The following is a 23047-nucleotide window of genomic DNA, read 5'->3' as shown; positions in this document are numbered from 1 at the left end:
CGCATGAAACAGAGAGGAGGCTTTTTGTCCGATAATACTGTTGATCACGCTTATTGTCCTGATCTGCTCCTGGATACGCATATCCAGACCCCTTGGGAAAATAATACCAGAAAATGCAAAAAGTTATGATGGCAGGCGCAGAGGTGACTGATTAAACGAAGAGAAAAGTTCGGTGTTTATCACGTTCTTTTTCATACTCTTCCTGCATTTTGTAATGCCCCACATGAGCACTTTAAAAAAATGCTATGTCAGGCCGCATCATGTCGTTTCGATCTCGATACTAACCTTAGCGTAAAGCGGCGCGTTGTGAATAATATATTTCGATTCCAAAACATTAATTTTTTGTTTTGTATTTTAATAGTTTTTTGAAAATCACCTTATACTTAATATAATATTTATTTATACTAAAGGTATAAGGAAAATTATATCATCACTATAAGAAAAACAGAAGCAATGAGACGGTATAATTAAAGCAGCTTTACGCTATTGCTGCGGGCTGCTGTCTGAGGCCACTACACAGCCTGTGCCGATCAGCGCCCAAAAGCTCATATCAGCTAAAATTTTTTGTCATGAAATAAAAAAACGGCCACTACCTGAACAAACAGATAATGGCCGCCGGTTAAGTCATATACGAAAGATTTTTCTTATCTTTATTTCGTCTGACCCGTAAGATTTTCAAAGTTCTCAGGCTTCACTGTCGCAATGCCGCCTGCTGCTGCAGGATGATGCAGATTATCATACTGCAACACATCAAACGTCATAGTCTGATCTGGTGTTGGCAGCATCTTATCCTGCCAGCCACCACCCAGTGCACGCACCAGCCTGACAGTAGACTGTAAAGCCTGGCTTTGTACCTGCGCCTGATTGATACGGGCATCAAGCGTGCTGACCTGCGCAATAAGAGCCTCAAGGTAGTTATCAGCGCCACCTTTATACAGCACCATTGTAAGTTTCTGTGTCTGCATCGCAGCCTGCACAGCCTTTTTCAGACGGTCATTTTCACTGCGCAGACGTGCTGTTACTGACATACCGTTTTCAACATCCTTAAAGGCGTTCAGAACGGTCATACGGTAGTTATCACGCGTTTCACGGTAGCTCGACCAGGTGCGCTGCAGCTGCGCACGGCGCAGCCCGCCCTCAAAGATCGGCATGGTGACCGAGGCACCATAGGTCCAGAAACTGTTGGCAAGTTTAGCAAGGTCAAAACCGTTCGCGTCAAAACCACCCTGCGCGTTAAACGACACATGCGGATAGAACGCTGCACGGGCAATACCGATCATGGCATTAGCCTGAGCCATTTCACGCTCAGAGGCTGCCACGTCAGGACGACGCTGCAAAATTTCTGAAGGCAGACCTGTGGGAATAACCGGCTCAGCATCGCTCAGCTGGTCAACCGGCACGATATGGAATGCTGAGGGTGAAACATTCACCAGCACAGCAATCGCATGCTCCATCACATCGCGCTGTGCCTGCACATCAAGCTGATGTGCTTCTGTCATGTAAAGCTGATTTTGAGCACGGGCGACATCAATACCAGTGGCATTCTGATTTTGCAGACGCACCTCGGTCATCTTCAGCGCCTGCTTATAAAATGCAATCGACTGTGTGTAGATGGCGTTCTGTGCATCAAGGCCGCGCAGTGCAAAATAATCTGTTGCGAGGTCAGCCTGAAGGCTTAACCGGGCAGAAGCATATTGTGCAGCAAGCTGCTGTGCATAGTATTTCTGTGAGCGGACACGGTTACGAATAGAAGACCAGAGATCAGGCTCCCAGCTCGCAATACCCCCATAGAACTCATCAGTCGCTGTGATCGGCCCCTTATAACGAAACAGCCTGTCAGCAGAGCTTTTATTATCACTGCCACCAAAGGAAAGACCAAAATGCGGCAGCAGGTCAGAGCGCGCTTCCATCACGATGGTACGGGCCTGGGCAAACCGTTCAGCCGCAGCCTGCAGGTCACCGTTACTGGTCTGGGCCTGTGTCTCCAGCGTGTTAAGCGTGGGGTCGTTAAACAACGCCCACCAGTCAGAACGCAGAGCGCTGTCCTGTGGCTGCGCGACATGAAACAGCCCCTGCCCGCGCCATGCGGCAGGAACAACAAATTTAGGGTCTTTATACGTGGGGGCCAGGTTACAGGCCCCCAGCATCAGCGCTGAGGATAGTGCCACCCCTCTCAGGGCGGCACGTTTTTTGTTACGACGTAAAGAAGATAAGCTCATTCGTCATCATCTCCCGCACTGGCTTCGGCCTTAGCATTGCCACCTGTTGTCAGGTAGCCTTTTTCAGGCACACTCAGATGCACCTTCTGGCCTTCGAGCAGGTCAGCCGGCGGGTTATCAATCACCTGATCACCTGGCTGCAGCCCTCCGTCAACCTCAGTGTAGGAGTCAGACATACGTCCGACTTTAATGTTTCTGAAGTGTGCAATATCCTGCGCATCAACAATAGCAACCTGCATTCCGTTTTCCTGGAACACCAGTGCCCCTGTCGGGATCGTATAAACCCCGGGCTCTGACGGTGCTGTCAGCGCAACAGTAGCAAATGACCCGGGCCAGAGCTTCTGGTCATTATTATCAATCGTGAACTCCGTTACGGCAGTACGGGTGTTGGGGTCATAACCTTTAGCAATAGTCAGAAACTTTGCCGTAAACACCTGATTAGGATACTGCGGCACTGTCACTTGTGCAGTCAGGCCAGGCTTGAGCATGTAAGAGAACACCTCAGGCACAGATACGAACAGACGCATCTCGTGCGTATCAGCCACCGTAAAGAGTTCGCTTGCACCGCCATTATCACCAATGCCGCTGCCCGCGCCAACATAGTCACCCACGTTGACGTTACGCGCCGTTACGACACCATCAAATGGTGCAACAATGGTTTTAAACTTCTCAAGTGCAGCAAAGTGGTCAACGTTTGACTGTGCCGCTGCCAGAGCAGACTGTGCCGCCCGCTCGTTAGCATTCTGCACCGTGACTGACTGCCCTGAAACAGCCTGAGACTTACCCATGTTCCGCCAGCGGGTTGCTGTCACTTCAGCCAGGTTATATTTGGCCATCTGCACCTGCAGGTCAGCTTTGGCCTGCGCGTACTGGGCATCAAGACTTGGTGCGTTGATTTCGGCCAGAATATCGCCAGCCTTTACCGTCGAACCATAGTCCTTATACCACATTTTTACATAACCGGAGACCTGGGCAATCATCGGTGCCTGATACCAGGCATTAATATTACCAGGCAGGGTCAGAGAGACCGTATCAGGGGCCGGTTTGGGCTTAACCACAGCAACATCAGGAATGTTTGCTGTCGTTGCAGCCACATCAAGTTCGTGCTGGTTGTGCATACGATGCGCCACCAGGTAGCCACCATAGACAAGAAATGCACAGAACACGGAGCCAGCGAAAAGCTGTGTTTTTGTGAAAGCGGGCATCAGACAGCCTCCTTCCCGTTTTCGGAAGCCTCACCAGTCTCATGACCGTGTGGCGTATCAGAGTTTTTGTGAAAAATGGCGTAAACGCAGGGTACGAACAGCAGGGTGGAGATCGTTGCAACAATCAGCCCGCCGATAACAGCTTTACCCAGTGGTGCATTCTGCGAGTTACTGGTTGCCATAGGCACCATACCGATAATCATGGCAGACGCTGTCATGATAACCGGACGGATACGACCAAAGCCGGCTTCAGCCGCAGCTGTGATCGCTCTGCCATGAATAGCAAACCGTTCCTTTGCAAAGGCAACCACCAGAATGGAGTTCGCTGTTGCCGTTCCCATGCACATAATAGCCCCGGTCAGTGCAGGCACTGAAAGGCGCGTCTGTGTCAGGAAGAGGCTCCAGGCGATACCGGCAAGAGCACCTGGCAGTGCGGAGATGATAATGAACGGATCAACCCATGACTGGAAGTTCACCACGATCAGCATGTAGATCAGCACAACCGACACAATCAGACCGAAGATCAGCTCGTTATATGCCCCGTGCATGGTTGTGGCCTGACCATGAATGTCAACCACGGCACTGCGGGGCACATCACCTTTCGTCTGAGCAATAACCTTATTAACGCCGGCCAGAACTGAACCCAGATCTGTGCCCTCAGCAGAGACATAAATGTCAATGTCAGGCATGGAGTTAAAGTGAGACACCTGCCCTGGCGTGCCAATTGCTGACACATCACTGATAGCACCCAGAAGCTGCATATCTTTACCGCCCGGGTCACCATCGCCTTTATCAACCGGAATAGTCAGCAGGTCATTATAATGAGTCAGCTGGTCCTGAGAGACATAGACGTTGAGCGGGAAGGTAATGCCGGTTTTAGGGTCGAGCCAGTATTGCGGATCAACCGTCTGACTGCCTGAAAGGGTCATCAGCTGGTTGTTAGCAATATCAGCTTCGGTCATGCCGGTAGCCTGACTGAAAGTACGGTTGCCCTTAACAAACAGCGTTGGTGTTTTCATGGTTTGCTGAATAACAACATCAGCAGCCCCGGGCACACCGCGGAGTTTATTGACCAGAATACGGGCATAGTCATAGTTTGCTCTCAGCTCTGGTCCTGATACCTGGATATCAATCGGAGCTGGTGAACCGAAGTTCAGGATTTTCTCGGTCAGGTCAGCAGGCTGGAAGGTGAAAACACTGCCCGGAAAGTTAGCAGAAAGTTTGTCACGCAGCAGGGCACGATAATCCCATACCGGAGATTCGCCGTCTTTAAGAGAAATCGTCAGGTCACAGTCCTGGGTTCCGATAGTTGGTGTCGGAATAAAGGCCTGGTTATGCGGCCCTTCGGGCAGACCACAGTTATTGATAATGCCAGACACTTTGCCAGGCAGCAGAGCATCGATACGGTTATCAACCAGAGAGACGATACGCCCTGTTGTTTCGATACGTGTGCCAAGAGGGGCACGCATGTGCATCTGAATCGTGCCAGACTTTACTTCAGGGAAGAAGTCCTGACCGGCAATAAGAAACAGCCCCAGAGACAGAACCGAAGCCCCCAGGAAGCACGATACAAACAGTTTACGACGCACGAGAATACGCTCAAGGAAACGCCCGTAAGCCAGACGGAACACATGGAACGCATGCTCAAATTTGTTCTGAAACTTACCAAAGAACCCTTTAGGCAGTGCCTGATGCTCATCACCATGTGCACCGGGATGTACCTGACCGGCGAGCAGATATTTGGCCATTGTCGGCACGAGGGTTCGTGACAGAATAAACGAGGCAAGCATCGCATACACAATGGCTTCAGCCATTGGCATAAACAGCCAGCCGGCAACACCACTCAGACGGAAGAGCGGGGTCCACACAATACAGATACACAGAGTTGAAACCAGGGTTGGAATAACGATCTGGTTTGCAGCATCAATAATGGCAGGCTCGAGGTCTTTTCCTTCTTCAAGATGCGTGTCGATGTTTTCAATCATCACGGTCGCATCATCGACGAGAATACCAACGGCCAGAGCAAGACCACCCAGTGTCATCACGTTGATAGTCTGACCTGACAGAAGCAGGCAGATAATCGCACTGAGAATAGCCAGCGGGATCGACGTTGCAATAATAACTGTTGAACGCCATGACCCAAGAAACAGCAACACGACAAGACCTGTGAGGATCGCAGCTGTCACCATCTCACGCACAACGTCTGTAATCGCTTCTTTCACGAAGACTGAAGCATCACTCAGCACAGAAATGTGCACGTCAGGCGGAACAATTTTCTCAATACGGGGAAGAAGGGCTTTGGTCTGTGCCACAACATCAAGTGTTGAAGCATCACCACTTTTCATGACAACAATTTCAACGCCCTGACGCCCCTGGACAAGCACCAGGTTGGTCTGCGGGTGGCCACCACGATACACGTTAGCCACGTCATGAACGTAGATAACAGCATTACCAACACGCTTAACCGGAATATCACCCAGCTCTTTCATTGAGCGCGGTGTCGCGTTGGTCTGCACCATCCAGTCAGTTCTGTGAATTTTCTGGTCACCGGCCGGCAGCACGATGTTCTGCGAACGCAGAGCGTTCTGCACATCCATGGCTGACAGATGATGCGCCTGAAGCTGTTTCTGGTTCAGCGCAACCATGATGAAGCTGTCCATACCACCATAAGCCTGAGGCAGAACCGCACCAGGCACCGTCACAAGAATAGGACGGATACGTGTCATGGCAATTTTAAACAGATCAGAAGGGGTCTGCTTCTGTGAGGTAACCTGAAGCGCAAGAACAGGCACTGAAGAGGCCTCAAGCTTCATCACCATCGGGGCAGGAATATTTTCTGGCAGCTGCTTGATCACAGTCTGCGAGATGGCGGTCACCTCAGCTTCTGCTTCCCCAATATCTGTTCCGGGCTGGAAGTAGATATTAACAATGCTACGGCCGTAGTACGTATTACTCTCCATGTGCTCAATGCCCTCAACAGTTGAGGTGACATTCAGCTCGTAGTTATAGGTAATACGGCCGGCAAATTCCTCTGGCAGCATCCCGCCATAGGTCCATACAACCGACACAACCGGAATACGGATATTGGGGAAAACGTCTGTCGGGGCCTTAAGCAGAGATAAAATACCAAAGGCCAGAATAAGTATAGACAGAACAACAAAAGTATAAGGTCGCTTAAGCGCCGTTACAACAATGGCATTCATGCGGTTCCTTTCATGCGAAATTACTCGGTGCAGCGCAAATTCAAGAGCAAAAACGTAATTGTGAAGTGCTATCACATATGCCGAAAAAAATTACGGGCAAATTAAAAAAAATACAGATTAGTAATATGAGGCAAATATGTGAAGGGTATACTTATTGTTGCGGCAAAAAAGACACTTTTTCGCCACAAAATTATAAAGAAAGTGCCATATTATTCTTAAAAATTACATTAAGATATTAATTAAATTCATTCATATTATGTAATATTATAAAAACGTTACTTTTAGAACATATTCATAAAATCATTTTAAGTCGGGCCATATTCCGCCACAATCCACTATAAGGTATATGAAAAATGTCTGTATTTTAATATTTTCATACACCACCCCTTCCTGACAGCCGGCAAGGCAGAGCGGCACGTTTAAAAAAGCCGAATCGTACCCCCTGCAGGTATTGCTTTCTCATCGCGCACTATGAGCCCGGTATAATTTTCATGACCCGCGCAACGGGTTTGCATTGCACAGCCACTGGCCGCACAGGTATAGTAAACGCTCACCCCCTGCCGAGCACGGCAGGTGTTTTTTGTTTTCTCTGGCACAAAGAGAACAGGCAATGGCAACAACACAAAAAGCCTGCTGCTTCAGGCCAGAGCCATATGGTCCTGGTGCCGGCACCCCCGTTGCATGGCAGAGCCGGGTTTTAACCCTCTCATGGCTGACCATTGTTTCTGCCACTCTTCAGGCTATGTTCTTTATCAGGGCGCAGGCTGAACAGATGCGGATGTTCTGGCCGGCCTGCACCGTGACTGCTATATTCAGTACAATAGTTTTTATGATTATCTGTTATCATACACCAGCAGATGGCTGGCGCTGGCGTCAGGGGGAGACTTATCGTATGAAAGACGTTACCCCCGCTGAGGAGAGACCAGGCGCTTCATGAACTCTACACTCAGAGGTCCGTCATCAGACCAGGAGCAGCGCGAGCCGCGCCTGAACACAGGCAGAGCTGCGTCTTCAACCCTCGCCGATGCGGCATTTACCGATTTTGCAACACGTGAAGGCCTGCACACAACAGGCACGGCTTTGCCACGCCCTGCCAATGTACAGGTGCCTGGGGTTATTACCGGGCTTATGCGCAAAGAGCGCTATGCCGACACCACCCTGGGCCCTGTACTGACTGCCTCACTCATCGCTCATGTTGTTCTGTTCACGGCCCTGCTATGGAAAAGCGCTCACCATAACCACTCCGGCAGCAAAGAGGGCATTGATCAGCCCTCCGTTGAAATGGTGTTCAGCAAACCTCAGGGCAGCTCGGGCATGACCGGTGAACCTTCGCCTGACATGGGCAGTGGCAATAACGGAAAAACCGCCAGCACTGCCGGCACAGCTGAACCAGAGCCTGATGCCGCCCCTCCTGCTCCGGCTGTCACACAACCTGAAACACCTTCAACCCCGCCCCTGCCCCCGTCTGATGACGGCCTGCCTCAGCCCACTCCGGAAGAAAAGCAGCCGGTAAGGCCTGCTTTTACGCCGGCCGGCAAAACACCTAAAGCAACAGGCAAAACGCCATCTGCCTCGCCATCACACAGACGCCCCACACATCACCAGCAGAAATCACCCTTTGCGAACCCGAAAGACCTCTCGTTTGATGAAGCCCCTGCACCAAGGCGCAGAACCACGGGGCGGCCGGGCGGGTCACGCGGGCCTATCGACCTTTCTATCGGGCCAATGGTGGACCATGGGCAGATCAGCGGACAATATGCCTCACGCGCCTCGATCAAAGGGGTCAGCGATGATTATGCTGAGCAGATCAGCTCCTGGATCGAACGCCACAAATACTACCCGCCTGAGGCCGCCAGCAATGGTGAAGAAGGCCCCTCCTCCGTGCATGTTATCCTGGACAGAACAGGCCGGGTGCGCGCGGTGTACCAGACCAGCTCGTCGGGTTCATACTATCTTGATGCTGCCACGACAGGAATGTTCCGCGGGGCGCAGCTCCCTCCGGTACCGCCTGACATGAAGGGCAACCATTTTGATATTGATATGACGATGAACTACTTCCTCATCCGGCGCTAACAGACGGGAGGAGGATCTTTCCTGACTGATAATGTTACTAAAATATGTGATTAGTACTCATATTTTCATATATTTTAGTATGACATTACCCGACCCGGCCTGTGCAGACGCGGCAAACTCTGCTCACTCTCAGCTGTTTGCCCGCCAGAAGGTATAAAGCGCCTCCGGCAGGTAAAGGGTCTGACGCGCACGGGTGCAGGCCACGTAAAGCAGGTTAATCTCCTGGTCACACTCTTCCATCCGGCGGGTCAGATCGCGCGCTTTGCGGGCACGGGCACGGGCTGAGCCGGTTGTCTCCTCCTCCAGCTTAAACCGGCGGGCAAGCAGCTTCTCACGCCGCTGTGCCCACTCTGCCGGAGAGAGGAAATCATCCAGCATCATCACTGTCTCAAACTCGCGCCCTTTTGCCTTATGCGCCGTTGAGCAGATCAGGCTGACCTCTTCAGGGTCATCACGGTGCAGAGACTGAATAACCCCGATTTTTGTATCAAGGTCGCTGCCATGCTTTTCAATAATCGTGACCAGCTTGCGGGCCATGGGGTCGGCCGTGTCACCCTCACGCGCGGCGAGCAGTTCAGCCCATGATGAAAATGGCAAACGCCCCTGCCCGGCCTGCGATGGCGGTGCACCGATACTCTGACGATACAGCGATAAAGCTGCCCGAATATCCTGCACCATATCCTGTATGCCTCCCAGAACATGAAACGGGCGGTCAATCAGGGCCAGGCTCTCAAACAACCTGATATTGGTGCGGGCCATCACCAGTGTCTCGTGCGAGGGGCGGATTTTACCCTGATAAAGATGAATGGCGCTTTTAACGGCCGGGTTACCATGCAGCGGGTAACGCGGCGGCACAGAGTGGCAGGACAGCACGCGCGACGCGAGCTGCGCCACGGGCTCACCAAAGCGCCAGCTGCGGCTGAGAGGCAAAGCTGGCACATGCAGGGCCGACATGGCATCTACCGCGCCACGAAACGCAAAAATAGACTGGTGCGGGTCACCCGCCGCTACCACCGGCAGACCTGATTTTTCGAGAATAGAAAATAAAACCGGGTTCAGGTCCTGGGCCTCATCCACCATGATGTAATCATAGCCGGTTATCTGCCCCTCCATCTCGAAACGTTTGAGATACACATCATGAGTGATGGGAAAATCATGACGTTCATAACGCATAATGTAGCGAAAAGCCTCAGCCACAAATGTGCGGATATCACGGTTACGGGCCATATCCTGCTCAGGGCAGTGGGCCTGTGTCAGCTTTGTACCTGCCGAGACCAGAAAGGCTGACAGGGTTTGCAGGGCAATGCCGGCACTGCCAGGCGGAGCTTTAATACCAAGCTCTTTTTCAAGCTGGCGCACATGGCGGGTCGTGTAACGGCCTGTGAGCCGTGAGCGCTCAAGCAAGCCGATATTCAGCGCGGCAAATGCATAAGCATGGGCTGTGCGGGCCTCAACATGCCGGCCAAAACGCCCCCTGGCCTCGCGCGCAATCGAGGCATTAAATGCCAGATAAAGCCCCCGGTAGCGGGCCCACTGCGTGCTGAACATGACCAGCGTACTGGTTTTGCCGCACCCGGCACCGGCCACAACCTTAAAACTTTCGGTCGGGCTGCGGGCTATCACCGCAGTCTGCTCAGGCGTGCATGTTATCATTACTCTTCCGCTTGTCGTATAAACCAAAGGCCGCCACAGGCTACGCGCAGCAAAACGCCCTTCAGATAACATTCCTGTTTTCAAAAACAAACCAGCTTTACAAAAAACGTCTCTGACCTTTACAAAAAGGCAGTATATCCCGCAGGTCGTGCACCTGCCCTGCGTCATTTCAGGTGGCTGTCTGGTCAGAGCATTGTCCCTGCTGCCCTGTTATGGCCGTCACACACTCAGGAGCATTCGTCCTTATGCCTGAAACATCCCCCGCCCTTCCTGCTGGCATCCCCACCATCCGCGTGGTTGCCATGCCCAGCAATACTAACCCTGCCGGTGATATTTTTGGCGGGTGGATTGTCTCTCAGATGGATCTTGCCGCCGGCACAGTGGCAGCCTTTCGCTCCAATGGTCGTGCCACAACGGTTGCCATTGATAAACTGACCTTTCTCGAACCTGTAGCGGTCGGGGATGAAGTGAGCATTTATACTGAGATCACCCGTGAGGGGCATACCTCACTGACCATTCATGTGCAGACATGGCGCCGCGCACGCCACACCCACAAAACAAGCAAGGTCACAGAAGGCGACTTTACCTTTGTTGCCCTGGATGAAAACCGCCGCCCGCGCCCGCTGCCTGATATGGACAAAATTGACCCATCTGCCGGCCCTGTCGGCATACGCAAAAAAGACTGATAAAAAAACAAGATACAGCAACAAAACCACAGATGACCGGCCGGAGCATCTGTGGTGCGTGCATGGCTGACTTCAAAATACGCATTATCCTGCTCTGGCACTTCATATCAAAAACAGGCTATGAGCTAACGACAGGAACCGGCAGGCTATTCTGACCGGTAAGGGCGTATGCCGGCACAAACCGCATGCAGCCCCGACAGATATAGTCAGCGCAAAGAGGCACAACAGAGATGAAACACTGGCAGATTGATCAGCTACCCTGGGATCAGTTTGACCCCGCAAAAGTTGACCCTGAGTTGCTCAAGGCGGTAAAAGCTGCCTCGGTTGTAGAGCGTAACAGTGTCGATTATGCCATTTATCTCAACAACGTCTTCTCTGATGACCCGGACTTTAAACAGGCGGCTGATGAATGGGCTGTTGAAGAAATTCAGCATGGTGATGCGCTGGGCCGCTGGGCTATGCTGGCCGACCCAGAATGGGACTATCAGGCTGCCTTTCAGCGTTACCGCGACTTTTATCACATCAACCTTGAGGTCGATACCTCTATCCGTGGCTCACGCACCGGGGAGCTGATTGCCCGCTGCATGGTGGAAACCGGCACCTCATCTTTTTACTCAGCCCTGGCTGATGCCACTGATGAACCCGCCCTGAAAGCCCTGTGCCGCCAGATTGCCGCAGACGAGTTCAGACATTTCAAGCTGTTTTATGACCATATGCACCGCTATCTCAGGCGGGAGAACATCAGCACATGGCAGCGCGCACGCATTGCCCTGGGGCGGATTACCGAAAGTGAAGATGATGAGCTGGCATCGGCCTATCACACCACGAACGAGCCTGAAAATATGCCCTATGATCATAAACGCTGCATTGCCAATTATATGGCACGCAGCATGAAGTCATATAAACCGCAGCACCTTAAGCGTGTCACCAACATGGTGTTTAAAACCATTGGCCTGACACCGCACAGCAAAATTCAGAGCGTTGCGTTCTGGATTACCGAAAAACTGTTTTTCAGCCGTCAGGCAAAATTTGCCCGTATGGCCGGACTGCAAAGAAACTGACCCGCATGCCCTGCGTTCGGGTCTTTCAATCGCTGATCAAAGGATGGTCTCATGTTTAGTCATGTTACCCTGGGAAGTAATGATATTCCCCGGTCTAAAGTTTTTTATGATGCGATCATGGCCGCACAGGGCGCGCAGGCTTTGCCTGCTCCTAAACCGGGTATTCTTGTCTACGCTCTTGATGGCCAGATGCTGATCATTACCACCCCCATTAACGGGCAGCCTGCCACTTATGCTAACGGCGGCACAATTGGCCTGCGTATGACCAGTGCTGACCAGGTTGACGCCTGGCACAGGGCCGGGGTGATAAATGGTGGTGTTACGGCTGAGAACCCGCCTGGCATACGACACACCCCCATGGGTGACATGTATCTCGCTTACCTGCGCGACCCGGATGGCAACAAACTCTGCGCCATTTATAACGTGCCCTGAGCAGCAGGCTCGTATAGCCAACAAGGAAAAGAATATGTTCAGTCACATTGCTCTGGGCAGTAACGACCTGGCCCGCACAAAAATTTTCTATGATGCGATTATGGCCGTTCAGGGTGCTGAAGTGATGGATACGTCAAAAAAGCCAGACCGGCTGATGTATATCCATAATGGTCAGCGCATTATTCTGATCACCCCGATTAACGGCCAGCCTGCCACCTGCGCCAATGGTGAAACCCTGGGCCTGGCCATGACCAGCCCTGAACAGGTCGATGCCTGGCACAAAGCCGGCACTGAGCACGGAGGGGTGACTGCTGAAGACCCGCCGGGTGTGCGTCACTCCCCCATGGGTGACATGTATCTCGCTTATCTGCGTGACCCTGACGGCAATAAGCTGTGCGCTTTTTATAAAATGCCCTGAAGTAAAAAAGATGCTGCCGGGCCTGAACATGGCAGCATCTTTCGTTCATGTTTAAAACCTGGCCCGGTTATCAGTCCGGGCCGTCTCAGCCAGATATTTTTATAACTAATGATGAGAAGCTGTTTCTTCTTTTAAGATAGAAACTGTCCTGAACGAGGCTTTATCGAATTTCTTTTCGAAAAGGATCGTAAATTTCTTTTCGAGAAACATCTCCTGCGAGAGACGCATTCTGATTTTACCGCTTGATGTTTTCATCAGGTTTCCTTTCCTGACAAATGCAACCGCGCATAAATTGATACGCCAGGTTCTGAAAATGATTTGTGCCAGGGCATCAGCTCTGGCGCGCAATGCGTCATTATCATCAGCTGTATTTTCGACAATAACAAACAGCTCCTGGTCACCGCCATGCACAATCTGATCAAATACAATAGTATTGGAAAGCGTTACGTCAGGGTCTGCCAGCCCAAGGGCTGAAATAATATCCTCCACATCAAAAACCTGCTGACTGATCTCAATACGGTTATCAAACCGTCCGACAACATAAAGCTGGTCTTCGAACAAAAATCCTCTGTCTCCGGTTTGCAGGTAATGCCCCCTGTCACCTTTGCCGGTATTTATGACACCAGCCGGAAACTGTGAAACATAACCAGGGGAGACACTCTGACTATGCAGGCAGATTTCTCCCACCTGGCCTGGCGGAAGCATCTCACCGCTTTCGGGGCGGGTAATAGCCACGCTGCCAGCCTCAGCCACCCGGCCACATGACGCAATAAGCCGTTCATCGAGCGTATTTTGAGGGGGAGCAACCACACCGAGCGACAGATTGCTGCGCGAAAAAGACCCGAATGTAATACCCTGCCCGCGCTCACCCGCAGTCGCCATCAGCGTGGCTTCAGCCAGACCATAGCAGGACGAAAATGCAGTCTTTTTAAAACCGGCAGCAGTAAAATGCTGTGCAAATTTATCCATCGTGCTGCGCGAGATATATTCAGCACCATTAGAGGCCAGCTGCCAGCGGGATAAAGACAGACCAGCGGCCTCCTCTGCTGAGATACGGCTTATACAGGCGTCATAAATAAAGTTCGGCCCGCCTGAAATGCTGGCCTGATACTTACTGATTGCACTGAGCCACCTTACAGGTTTTTCGAGCACTTTCTCCGGCGGGAGTAAAACACACTGAGCTCCGACCGCCAGAATAATCAGGGCACCACCAATAAGCCCCATATCATGCGTCAGAGGCAGCCAGTTTACCCCGCAAAGGTCGGCCCGCGTAAAGCTGAATGCCATAACCTGTAACGCAATATTATGAGACAGATTACGATGCGTAAGCACCACACCTTTAGGCTTACTGGTTGACCCTGAAGTATATTGTATCAGGGCAATATCATCTTTTTTCCGGTCAGGTGTTACCAGTGTATAAGTGGCAGGTATAACGTCTGTAGGGATCCATAAAAAACCTGCACCAAGCATCTTACCTGTAAAATGCTTCTGAAATTCGCTCAGAATAACTTTAGGCCCGATAACGGCCACAGCCTGAGAATCTTTCTGCACATGTGCAAAACGCTCAAGCACATTATAGGACCTGGGATAAACCCCCGACACCGGCACCATACCCGCTGTCATACACCCCATAATGCCACGAATATAATCGAGGCTGCTGTCATACAGTAAAATAACCCGCGAACCACTTCTGAGCACTCTTTTCAGCCAGGCACCAAGCCGGAATGAAAAGTCCTGTAATTGTGAAAATGTCGTGCTGTCAGTCTCATTTTCACCATCCCCAAGAAATTTATACACTTCATGATCGGGTGTTCTGTGACGATGATAAGCTAATGCATCAACGAGTGTATTTTCGCCCCAGTCAATATAATATTTTCCATTATTTTCTGAACAAATAAATTTTTTAACCATAATCACTGCCTTGCAGCTACTTCATAAAAGTACACTTTAATACTTTCATGACATCATACAAGTAACCATAGATTTCAAAATGTATAACATCACTTTATATTCTGCATATTCAACATTTAATGCATACGCGCTGACCGTTGCTTCCTCTCGTTCAGCACCATTTCGGTCAGCAGTACTCTGTCAGGATTACCGGCGTCATCAAGGGGAATCTGATCAACCCAGATAACCGTAAGCGTTGGCATATTTTCATAAATATCATGCATTTTTCTGGAGAGTTCAGAAATATCAATCTGCTCATGGCATATAATAGCAACATAGGGCATATGCACACCACTGGCATCGGGCACAGCAAAAATACATCCGTCCTGAATACCCGGGTAAGCCTTACAAACCTCATCAAGGCGTGCAACTGAGAACTTATCCCCCCCAAAAGAAATAAGGTTATCAGCACGGCTCACAATAAACAGTTCTTTTTGATTATAAATACGCCCTATATCACCGGGATAAAACCAGCCACCAACAAAACGGTCACTGAAATATTCTTCAAGATAGCCTTTATTCAGTGTATCGCCCTGTATCCGTAAAAGACCGGCGACATTCCCCTCTTTAATTTTTTTATTATCCTGATCGACAGCCTCAACGGTCATCCACGGTACAATAAAACCAGCACTTTCAGGCGCCAGTCCGTCGCGCACACTCCTGACAGCAACAGCCCCGGTTTCTTCCGTCCCGTAAATAACATGAATTCTGGTACTCAGGCCTGCTCTGGTTTTCTTCTCAAGTTCCGGTGGCAGCGCGCCACCAATAACGATAATTTCCACCGTGTCATCAGGCCTGCTGAGTGGCGGCAGCGCTGAGACCAGAATTTCGAGATGCAGCGGAGAGAGAATAAAAACCGAAGGCCGTTCCCGCCTGAAAAGATAATGTATATTTGAACGGTTAAAGAAGTTCAGGCACCCGCCGGATAAGATAGCGGCAAGACGGATCTGAAAACCACTGAGCAGATCAATACCGAGAAAGCAAAAAACATCGTATTTATCTGCACTTCTCATTTCGTTAACGCTCTGTATCAGACGATGAATATTCTGATGAAAGTTCGTGGCATCGATATAAATTTTGCGCGCGGTGACATCAGTTCCCGCAGCAACTGACACACGACAGATTTCGTCAGGAGAGCGTTCGTCGCTGGCAATTGTCTCCATATGCAGTGTTGACGGAAAACTCAGGCCAGAGAACTTAACAGAGGGAATATCACCTTCATACGAATCATCTGTTAAAATCAGATCAGGTTTTGTCAGCTCAACATAACTTCTGAACATCGAACCAAATCCCTCTGGCAAAGAGACCGACGCCACACCAAGCATATCAAGTGCAAAAATAATAACGAGATGATTGTACTGGCTGGCACATTTCACACCAACCAGTGCACAGCCTGCCTCTTTAATTTTTCCCAGAGCATGAGCAACATGGACGATATTCTGATGAAATTCGCCATAACTCCACTCACGCGAGATATCTCTGAAGATAATCTCACCAGAGGTATTTTTAAGTTTATCGTGTATAATATCCACAAGCATTGAAATTACCTTTTATAATAAATAAATAAATAAATAAAAAAATAAAAAAGAAAATAATAACATTTTAAGTCTTTTTTGACTTAAGTTTATTCACTCTCAGAAGACGTTATATTTTTTACATTGATACGATCGAGAATAAATTTCGACATATTCTCAATAGTGTTATCTTTTGCCAGGTGCAGAACAGAAATTTCAACACCAAGCTCATTTTTCACTGAGGTCTGCAACTCAACTGCGGCAAGAGAATCAATACCCAGCTCAGACAGGCGCGCAGTCGAAGCAATATCTTCAGGTTTGACATGCGTTGTCTCTGAAATAAGTGCTTTCATCTGCTCAATGACATAGGGCAGACGTTCTTTATCAGGCAGCCTGACAAGCCTTGCGAGCCGCTCACTGGTAACGGCATTACCAAGACTGTTCAGAATAACCTGTGAAAAACGCAGCAAACGTGTGCTGGTGCGCGCAGACTTACTCCATTTTTCCCAGTCAATATCCATATAACCCAGGTCGGGCAGGTCAAACGACAGCATCACCGGCAGGGCATCAAGCGCCTGGCGCGCTGTAATGCTGCGCAGCCCCACCATTTCGAGCGTTCTGGCCGCAACATCATTGCGGCTCAGCATACCCACATCAGCAATGCCACCCCAGTCAACAGTCAGAGAAGGCAGGCCACGGTTAAAACGGTTCCACGACAATGCATTCAGCACAGTGTTGGCCGCCATATAATTACTCTGCCCGATATTACCCAGCATGGTCGTGGCTGATGCATACATTACAAAATAATCAAGCGTCATATTCTGCGTTTTTTTATCAAGAAAAACCGCAGTTTTCGCTTTTGTGGTCATAACCTTTGCAATTTTTTCCTGCGTCATATTAACGACAAGCGCATCATCAAGCACAGCCGCACAATGGAAAACCCCTTTAATGGGAGGTAGTTTTTTCTGTGCCTGAGCAAAAACCATATCAAGGTCTTTTTCACTGGCACAATCAGCTGAGAAATACAGCACACTGGCATCACACTCTCTGAGGAAAGCCAGCTTCTCTGTCACATCCTCATCCGTTTCAGGGCGGCGGCCGACAAGCACAAAATGTTTAGCCCCCTGGTCGAGCAGCCACTTAACAGTCGCAAAACCAAAGCCACCAGCGCCGCCCGTGACCAGATAGGTCACATCAGACCTGACAAACGGCTGCCTGCGTGGCAGAGGATAAGCTGTAACATCCTCAAGTTTTGTGTAATCAACAACAACTTTACCAATGTGAGAGGATGATGCAAGGAAACGGAACGCATCAGCCACCTTAGCCGCCGGATAGCCCGTAACAGCCGGCAGTTTAATAACGCCCTGCCTGTGCAGCTGCGCCATTTCTTTCATCAGCTCACGCACATCCTCCTTCTGCTCCAGCATCATCCGGTCAAGGTCGAAGGAGAAGAACGCCATGTTCTGATTAAATGGCATAAGCGGAAGACCATTATTTTCGATAATGTCTTTTTTGCCAATTTCAACAAAGCGGCCATAAGGGGCAACAACAGCCACACTATGCGACAGCGCATCACCTGGCAGAGAATTGAGTACAACATCAACGCCACGCCCCTGCGTCACGTCACGAATGCCCTCCGCAAACTCCAGCGTTCTTGAACTCCAGACCTGCTCACACCCAAGCTCTTTAAGGTAAGCGCGTTTGGCTTCACTGCCAGCCGTTGCAAAAATACGGGCACCAATATGCTGCGCAATATAAATGGCTGTCATACCCACGCCACCTGTACCGGCATGAATAAGCACAGTCTCACCTTTTTGCAGGCGGGCCAGTTTAACCAGCGAGCAATAGGCTGTGGCTGAGGCAATCGGCAGGGTTGATGCCTGCAGATAATCAACATCGAGCGCATCGAGCGGGTAGCTGATCATCTCACTGGCAAGGGCTACCAGATGGGTCGCAAAACCGCCGGGCCATGAAATAACATAGCGTTTACCAGTTTCATAACCGGTAACACCCTCACCCACAGCAACAACTTCAGCCGTCGCTTCAGAGCCCATTTCATGACCATGGAAGGTGCCATCCATAATGCTGTCAGGCAAAAGACCTGTTGCTTTAAGAATATCTTTAAAATTAAGAGCTGTTGCCAGAATACGAAACAGAACCTCGTCTTTTTTCAGTTTCGGGCAGACAAACCGCTCATAATGCAGTGCATCAAAGGCAGCCCCCTTAACTGTTTCCAGGCGCACGGCAACAAGAGCACCATTTTCATCCCTCTCATCAGCCGAAAAGGGGAGAAGCTGCGGCGCAGGAGGCTCCTCACTGCGCTGCAGGCGGCCTGCAAAACGCGCCTGCGGGGTGAGAAGAACGTCGTCCTCCATCTCCTCAGGGTCTTCACCATTGAGAATTTCTGCACACAGCGCGCGCATAACATCCTCATCCGGGGTAGTGCCAATATCTACCAGCTTAATCGACAGATTACTTTTTTCAGCCTGTATCCCACGCACAAAACCTCTGACAGCAGCCTGGTCAGGGGCCAGTGTTTTCCCTTTTTCAAGCGGGTAAGGCGTTACAGCCCCTGAGGTGAGAACATGCACAACACAGCTGCGCTCACGCTCTGTTTTTTCAATAACGGCATCAAAGAAGGTTTTAACCTTCCACAGCTCGGCAATACCAAGATCTTCTTCATTTTTGTCAGCAACATAAATGATGCTGTTATAAAGCTCAGGGTCAATACTGCCCGGTGCCGGCTCACTGATCTGCTCAGCCTCAACCGCATAAAGCGCAAGCTCTGCGGCCACACGCTTTGCAAGTTCTGAGGGGGCACCACAGATAATCACCTTCTTCTCTTCAAGAAGGATGTTTTTATCCTCTGTTTTTACCCACGCATTACGATAAATTTTACGCCGCAGGTCATCATTGCTTCGGGCTGCTGTTCTGATCGCTCTGGCTGTGAAATCTTTAATCTCGGCAACCAGCTCACCGCTTTCTGTGACAATCAGAATATTACCCTGAATGTCAGAGGCCGTTTTCTTTGTCAGCACACAATGCACACGCACCGCTGACAGGCCCTTGTGATACAGCCTGACCTGACGAATGCCTGTTGGCACAAACAGCGTACCTTTTGCCGTGCCATAACCTGCGGCAATCAGCGTCTGAAATGCGCCGTCCCACAAAGTGGGGTGCAGAAAATATTCATCAGCTGCTCCCGCATGCTCGTCAGCCAGCTTCAGCGCAGAGCGTGAGATTTTATCCCCGATATCAAGACTTATGATCGTCTGAAAAGACGGACCATAAGCAAAACCATACTCTTTAATTTCTTCATAAAATTTCTGAGGCATGACCGCATGCAGCACGCTGCCCTCTGCATAAGGCAATGTCACCTCAGGGGCAGCAACAGGCCAGGGCGCGCTGCTCAGAATTTTCATCGTCGCGTGCGGCACCCAGGCACTGTCATCATCATTTATATCACGCGAAGCCACGGTCAGACTGTGATCTGCCGGGTTAAAAACCCAGCTCATCTGCACATCTGCCAGCCTGTCATCGAGCAGCAGGGCTTTATTAATCGCAATATCTTCGAGAATAACCTCGTCAGTCTTCTCGCGCACAGCATGAAGTGCAACAGCACCTTCAATATATCCTGCTGCCGGGAAGAGGCACAGATCATCAATCTGATGGTCAGGCAGCCAGGGCATATAGTTTGTGTTTACACTGGCAAGCCAGGTCGGCAGAGACGCAGGGGCCTGCATGCCTAAAACCGGGTAGACAGTCTCGTCCAGCCTGTCCTGACGGGAGAGACGTGTCTCCACCCAGAAGCTTTCACGCGTCCAGGCGTAATGTGGCAGCACAATACGCTCACCACCGCTTACACGCGCCCAGTCGGGAGAGACCCCCGCCATGAACAGATGCGCCAGGGTGCGGGCGATAAAGGGCTCGTCATATTTTTTTGTATCAACGCAGCTCAGAATGGTCGCATTGCCGGTAACAGTTCTGGCCACATCACGCAGCGAACTGCTAAGAACCGGCTGCGCGGCAATTTCGATAAAAACACGGGCTCCATCTTCAGCCAGAGCTTCGACCGTGTCACTAAAACGCACAGGCAGACGGGTATTGTCATACCAGTAGGCTGCATCATGACAAAAAGCATCATCACACCGGCTGGCCGTAACCGTAGAATAGAGCGGATATACCGGCCGGCTGAAGGGGATAGCGGCAATATCTTTCTTAAACCCGGCCTCAATCTTCTCCATTGCAGGGTTATGATATGGCAGCTCAACCGGCAGGAATTTACTGAAGATTTTATTCTTCTTACAGATATCAGCAATAATACTAAGAGTTTCTTGCGGCCCTGACAGCACGGTCAGGCGGCTGCTGTTTACTACAGCTGTGCAGACACCCTGACCAAAACGAGAAACAAAGCGCTCCTCTGCCTCCTCCTGATTCAGCCCCACGGCCAGCATCGTACCCGTGCCAGCCAGTGTGCTCTGATGCTGGCTGCGATAATAAGCAATCGTCACCGCATCTTCGAGGGTCAGCACGCCTGCCGCACAGGCTGCCGCAACCTCACCCACGCTATGACCTGTAACCGCAGCCGGGGTCACACCATAAAAACGCAGAGCTTCGAACAATGTCATCTGCACAAGGAAAATAGCAGGCTGGGCGAGCTGCGTTTTATGCACTTCGGCAGCATTCTCAGGTAAGGAGAGGAACTCTGTCAGAGAGAAGCCAAGCAACTTAGCAAACAGGGCATCGCACTTCTCAGCCATTGCACGGGCCGGTGCCGGCAGGTCATGCGACAGCAGAGCCATCATGCCCTCAACCTGTGAACCCATACCAGAGAACACAAAAACCGGGCCACCCATGGGGTTTTCGGCCTGTTTTCTGCCCCTGACAACAGCGGCACTCTCAGCACCGGCGGCGAGCGCGTTCAGAGCAGCAGCAGCTTCATCACGGGTTTTAGCGAGCACCGTTGCATAATACTCAAGGGGTGTTCGCGTTGTTGCCGCAGAGAAGCACATATCCGCCAGATCGACAGAGCTGTCAGACAGCAGAGTCGCATAACTGGCTGCAATTTTTTTCAGTGAGCTTTCGGTAAATGCCGTAACAGGCAGCAGGTAATGCCCCTCAGGGCGCTCTGCCTCGTCATGCTGTGCCGTAACGGTTTTTGTTTTTTCAGGGCAGGCCCGCAAAACAGCAACAGCATTTGTGCCGCCATAACCAAAGGAATTAACAACAGAATAGATATCTTTTGCCGTATCAAGCGTGACCATATCCTTAACAGGAACACGCAGATTCAGCTCATCAAACGGAATATTTTTATTCAGAACTGTCAGATTCGCCTGCGGGGGCACCTGTGCATTTTTCAGGCACAGCACGGCTTTAATCAGCCCCGCAACGCCTGCGGCCCCTTCAAGATGCCCAAAATTCGCCTTCATAGACCCCACAAGCAGCGGCCTGCCTGTCGCTTTACGGGCCTGCCCTACAGCACGCCCCAGAGCACGGGCCTCAATCGGGTCACCGACCGGGGTGCCTGTACCGTGGGCCTCCGCATAGCCTACCGCGGCAAGGTCGATGTCTGCACGTTCAGCCACGCGCTCAATCAGGTCTGCCTGCGCTTCTTCATCGGGCATTGTGAGTGAGAAAGTATGCCCGTCCTGGTTCACACCCGAAGCAGCGATTACACCATGGAGAATATCGCCATCACGCACAGCATCTGCCAAGCGTTTAAGCACAACTATGCCACACCCCTCTCCGCGGCCATATCCGTCAGCATCATCAGAGAAACTTTTGCAGCGGCCATCCTTCGAGATAAAATGGCCTTTTGACATCGTGATCGATGCTGAAGGCGCGCCCATAATGTTCACCCCGCCAGCCAGCGCCAGAGAGGTTTCGCCATGACGCAGACTGACGCAGGCCTGATGAACCGCCACAAGAGACGAGGAACACGCCGTGTCGATCGACATTGATGGCCCATGAAGATCAAAATTGTAAGAAAGGCGTGCGGCAAGCATGGTGGCAGAGGCCGCTGTTGCGGCGTAATGATCGCGGATAAGCGGGCGGCTGTCAGATGAGCCGCTGACCACAAGCCTGTCGAGCGAGAATGACCCCATATAAACACCGGTCTGCGACCCGGCGAGCGAACCTGGCAGAATGCCGGCGTTTTCTAACGCCTCCCACGCGACTTCAAGTAAAACGCGCTGCTGTGTGTCAATAATAACGGCTTCACGCGGGGAAATACCAAAAAACAGCGGTTCCATATCCGCGAGTTTCTGATCAAGGAACGACCCGCGCTGCATATAGGTTTTACCTGGCGTGTCATAATCAGGCGCATAAAACCGCTTTACGCTCCAGCGATCAGCCGGAACACCGGAAGATGCATCACCCTGCTGGCAAAGAAATGTCCAGAACTGCTCCGGCGTCTCTACAGATGCGGGCAGCCGACATCCTATCCCGATGACAGCAATATCCTGATCAGTATTCACGAAACCTAACCTCCTGTTTTACAGAGATTCCTCCTCTGACGGGAGGATGGTATTATTTAAATAACATTTTTTTAATAAAAATTAAAATGGCACATACTAATATGTGCCATTTCTTTTATTTCAAGAACAAAAAAACTGAAAAATAAACTACTTAATC

Annotated in this window: 13 protein-coding genes; 6 read left to right on the top strand and 7 right to left on the bottom strand. The window is 50.7% G+C overall.

What is annotated here, in order from left to right; all coding sequences use genetic code 11:
- Positions 1 to 650: 650 nt before the first annotated feature.
- Genes GOB58_RS09545 through GOB58_RS09535 form a run of 3 tightly spaced genes read right to left on the bottom strand, consistent with a single transcriptional unit; the run spans position 651 to position 6627 of the window.
- Positions 651 to 2219, bottom strand: a complete 1569-nt coding sequence (locus GOB58_RS09545) for an efflux transporter outer membrane subunit (RefSeq protein ID WP_173560027.1) — start codon at positions 2217 to 2219, stop codon at positions 651 to 653.
- Positions 2216 to 3424 (bottom strand): efflux RND transporter periplasmic adaptor subunit, encoded by a 1209-nt coding sequence (locus GOB58_RS09540; RefSeq protein WP_086554795.1) that lies wholly within the window; start codon positions 3422 to 3424, stop codon positions 2216 to 2218. The genes GOB58_RS09545 and GOB58_RS09540 overlap by 4 nt, the downstream gene beginning before the upstream one ends.
- Positions 3424 to 6627 (bottom strand): efflux RND transporter permease subunit, encoded by a 3204-nt coding sequence (locus GOB58_RS09535; protein ID WP_086635827.1) that lies wholly within the window; start codon positions 6625 to 6627, stop codon positions 3424 to 3426. The genes GOB58_RS09540 and GOB58_RS09535 overlap by 1 nt, the downstream gene beginning before the upstream one ends.
- A gap of 610 nt (positions 6628 to 7237) precedes the next feature.
- Here GOB58_RS09535 and GOB58_RS09530 point away from each other — a divergent pair.
- Positions 7238 to 7564, top strand: coding sequence for a hypothetical protein (locus GOB58_RS09530; protein ID WP_173560026.1), 327 nt, complete (start codon positions 7238 to 7240; stop codon positions 7562 to 7564).
- Positions 7561 to 8700, top strand: a complete 1140-nt coding sequence (locus GOB58_RS09525) for an energy transducer TonB (protein WP_173560025.1) — start codon at positions 7561 to 7563, stop codon at positions 8698 to 8700. Before GOB58_RS09530 ends, GOB58_RS09525 begins: the two co-directional genes overlap by 4 nt.
- A gap of 129 nt (positions 8701 to 8829) precedes the next feature.
- On the opposite strand, the gene GOB58_RS09520 is transcribed toward GOB58_RS09525, so the two are convergent.
- Positions 8830 to 10353 (bottom strand): UvrD-helicase domain-containing protein, encoded by a 1524-nt coding sequence (locus GOB58_RS09520; RefSeq protein WP_173560024.1) that lies wholly within the window; start codon positions 10351 to 10353, stop codon positions 8830 to 8832.
- A 245-nt stretch (positions 10354 to 10598) separates the two neighbouring features.
- Between GOB58_RS09520 and GOB58_RS09515 the strand changes: the two genes are divergently transcribed.
- The 4 genes from GOB58_RS09515 (at position 10599) to GOB58_RS09500 (ending at position 12950) form a co-directional block, all read left to right on the top strand.
- Positions 10599 to 11039: an acyl-CoA thioesterase gene (locus GOB58_RS09515; RefSeq protein WP_086554790.1), complete on the top strand. Its 441-nt coding sequence runs from the start codon at positions 10599 to 10601 to the stop codon at positions 11037 to 11039.
- A 230-nt stretch (positions 11040 to 11269) separates the two neighbouring features.
- Complete coding sequence (locus GOB58_RS09510; RefSeq protein WP_086554789.1) at positions 11270 to 12100, top strand: ferritin-like domain-containing protein; 831 nt, start codon at positions 11270 to 11272, stop codon at positions 12098 to 12100.
- Positions 12101 to 12151: 51 nt separating this feature from the next.
- Positions 12152 to 12532, top strand: coding sequence for a VOC family protein (locus GOB58_RS09505; protein ID WP_086554788.1), 381 nt, complete (start codon positions 12152 to 12154; stop codon positions 12530 to 12532).
- A gap of 34 nt (positions 12533 to 12566) precedes the next feature.
- The gene (locus GOB58_RS09500; RefSeq protein ID WP_086554787.1) at positions 12567 to 12950 is read left to right on the top strand and encodes a VOC family protein; all 384 of its coding nucleotides are present in this window, start codon (positions 12567 to 12569) and stop codon (positions 12948 to 12950) included.
- Positions 12951 to 13055: 105 nt separating this feature from the next.
- Here GOB58_RS09500 and GOB58_RS09495 read toward each other — a convergent pair whose 3' ends face one another.
- The 3 genes from GOB58_RS09495 to GOB58_RS09485 all read right to left on the bottom strand — a co-directional run bounded on the left by GOB58_RS09495 (position 13056) and on the right by GOB58_RS09485 (position 22890).
- On the bottom strand, positions 13056 to 14861 hold the full coding sequence (locus GOB58_RS09495; protein WP_173560023.1) for an AMP-binding protein: 1806 nt from the start codon (positions 14859 to 14861) through the stop codon (positions 13056 to 13058).
- A gap of 116 nt (positions 14862 to 14977) precedes the next feature.
- Positions 14978 to 16438, bottom strand: coding sequence for an AMP-binding protein (locus GOB58_RS09490; RefSeq protein ID WP_173560022.1), 1461 nt, complete (start codon positions 16436 to 16438; stop codon positions 14978 to 14980).
- Positions 16439 to 16524: 86 nt separating this feature from the next.
- Complete coding sequence (locus GOB58_RS09485; RefSeq protein ID WP_173560021.1) at positions 16525 to 22890, bottom strand: type I polyketide synthase; 6366 nt, start codon at positions 22888 to 22890, stop codon at positions 16525 to 16527.
- Between the last annotated feature and the right edge of the window lie 157 nt (positions 22891 to 23047).

It is taken from the genome of Acetobacter thailandicus, from assembly GCF_011516655.1.
In the GTDB taxonomy this organism is placed as follows: Bacteria; Pseudomonadota; Alphaproteobacteria; order Acetobacterales; family Acetobacteraceae; genus Acetobacter; species Acetobacter thailandicus.
This window is presented reverse-complemented; position numbering and strand designations above follow the sequence as displayed.

What these genes read in the sequence shown, in the direction of transcription:
- GOB58_RS09545 (WP_173560027.1), bottom strand. Translation starts at nt 2,219, where the DNA reads ATGAGCTTATCTTCTTTACGTCGTAACAAAAAACGTGCCGCCCTGAGA.
- GOB58_RS09540 (WP_086554795.1), bottom strand. Translation starts at nt 3,424, where the DNA reads ATGCCCGCTTTCACAAAAACACAGCTTTTCGCTGGCTCCGTGTTCTGT.
- GOB58_RS09495 (WP_173560023.1), bottom strand. Translation starts at nt 14,861, where the DNA reads ATGGTTAAAAAATTTATTTGTTCAGAAAATAATGGAAAATATTATATT.
- GOB58_RS09535 (WP_086635827.1), bottom strand. Translation starts at nt 6,627, where the DNA reads ATGAATGCCATTGTTGTAACGGCGCTTAAGCGACCTTATACTTTTGTT.
- GOB58_RS09515 (WP_086554790.1), top strand. Translation starts at nt 10,599, where the DNA reads ATGCCTGAAACATCCCCCGCCCTTCCTGCTGGCATCCCCACCATCCGC.
- GOB58_RS09510 (WP_086554789.1), top strand. Translation starts at nt 11,270, where the DNA reads ATGAAACACTGGCAGATTGATCAGCTACCCTGGGATCAGTTTGACCCC.
- GOB58_RS09500 (WP_086554787.1), top strand. Translation starts at nt 12,567, where the DNA reads ATGTTCAGTCACATTGCTCTGGGCAGTAACGACCTGGCCCGCACAAAA.
- GOB58_RS09505 (WP_086554788.1), top strand. Translation starts at nt 12,152, where the DNA reads ATGTTTAGTCATGTTACCCTGGGAAGTAATGATATTCCCCGGTCTAAA.
- GOB58_RS09530 (WP_173560026.1), top strand. Translation starts at nt 7,238, where the DNA reads ATGGCAACAACACAAAAAGCCTGCTGCTTCAGGCCAGAGCCATATGGT.
- GOB58_RS09525 (WP_173560025.1), top strand. Translation starts at nt 7,561, where the DNA reads ATGAACTCTACACTCAGAGGTCCGTCATCAGACCAGGAGCAGCGCGAG.
- GOB58_RS09520 (WP_173560024.1), bottom strand. Translation starts at nt 10,353, where the DNA reads ATGATAACATGCACGCCTGAGCAGACTGCGGTGATAGCCCGCAGCCCG.
- GOB58_RS09490 (WP_173560022.1), bottom strand. Translation starts at nt 16,438, where the DNA reads ATGCTTGTGGATATTATACACGATAAACTTAAAAATACCTCTGGTGAG.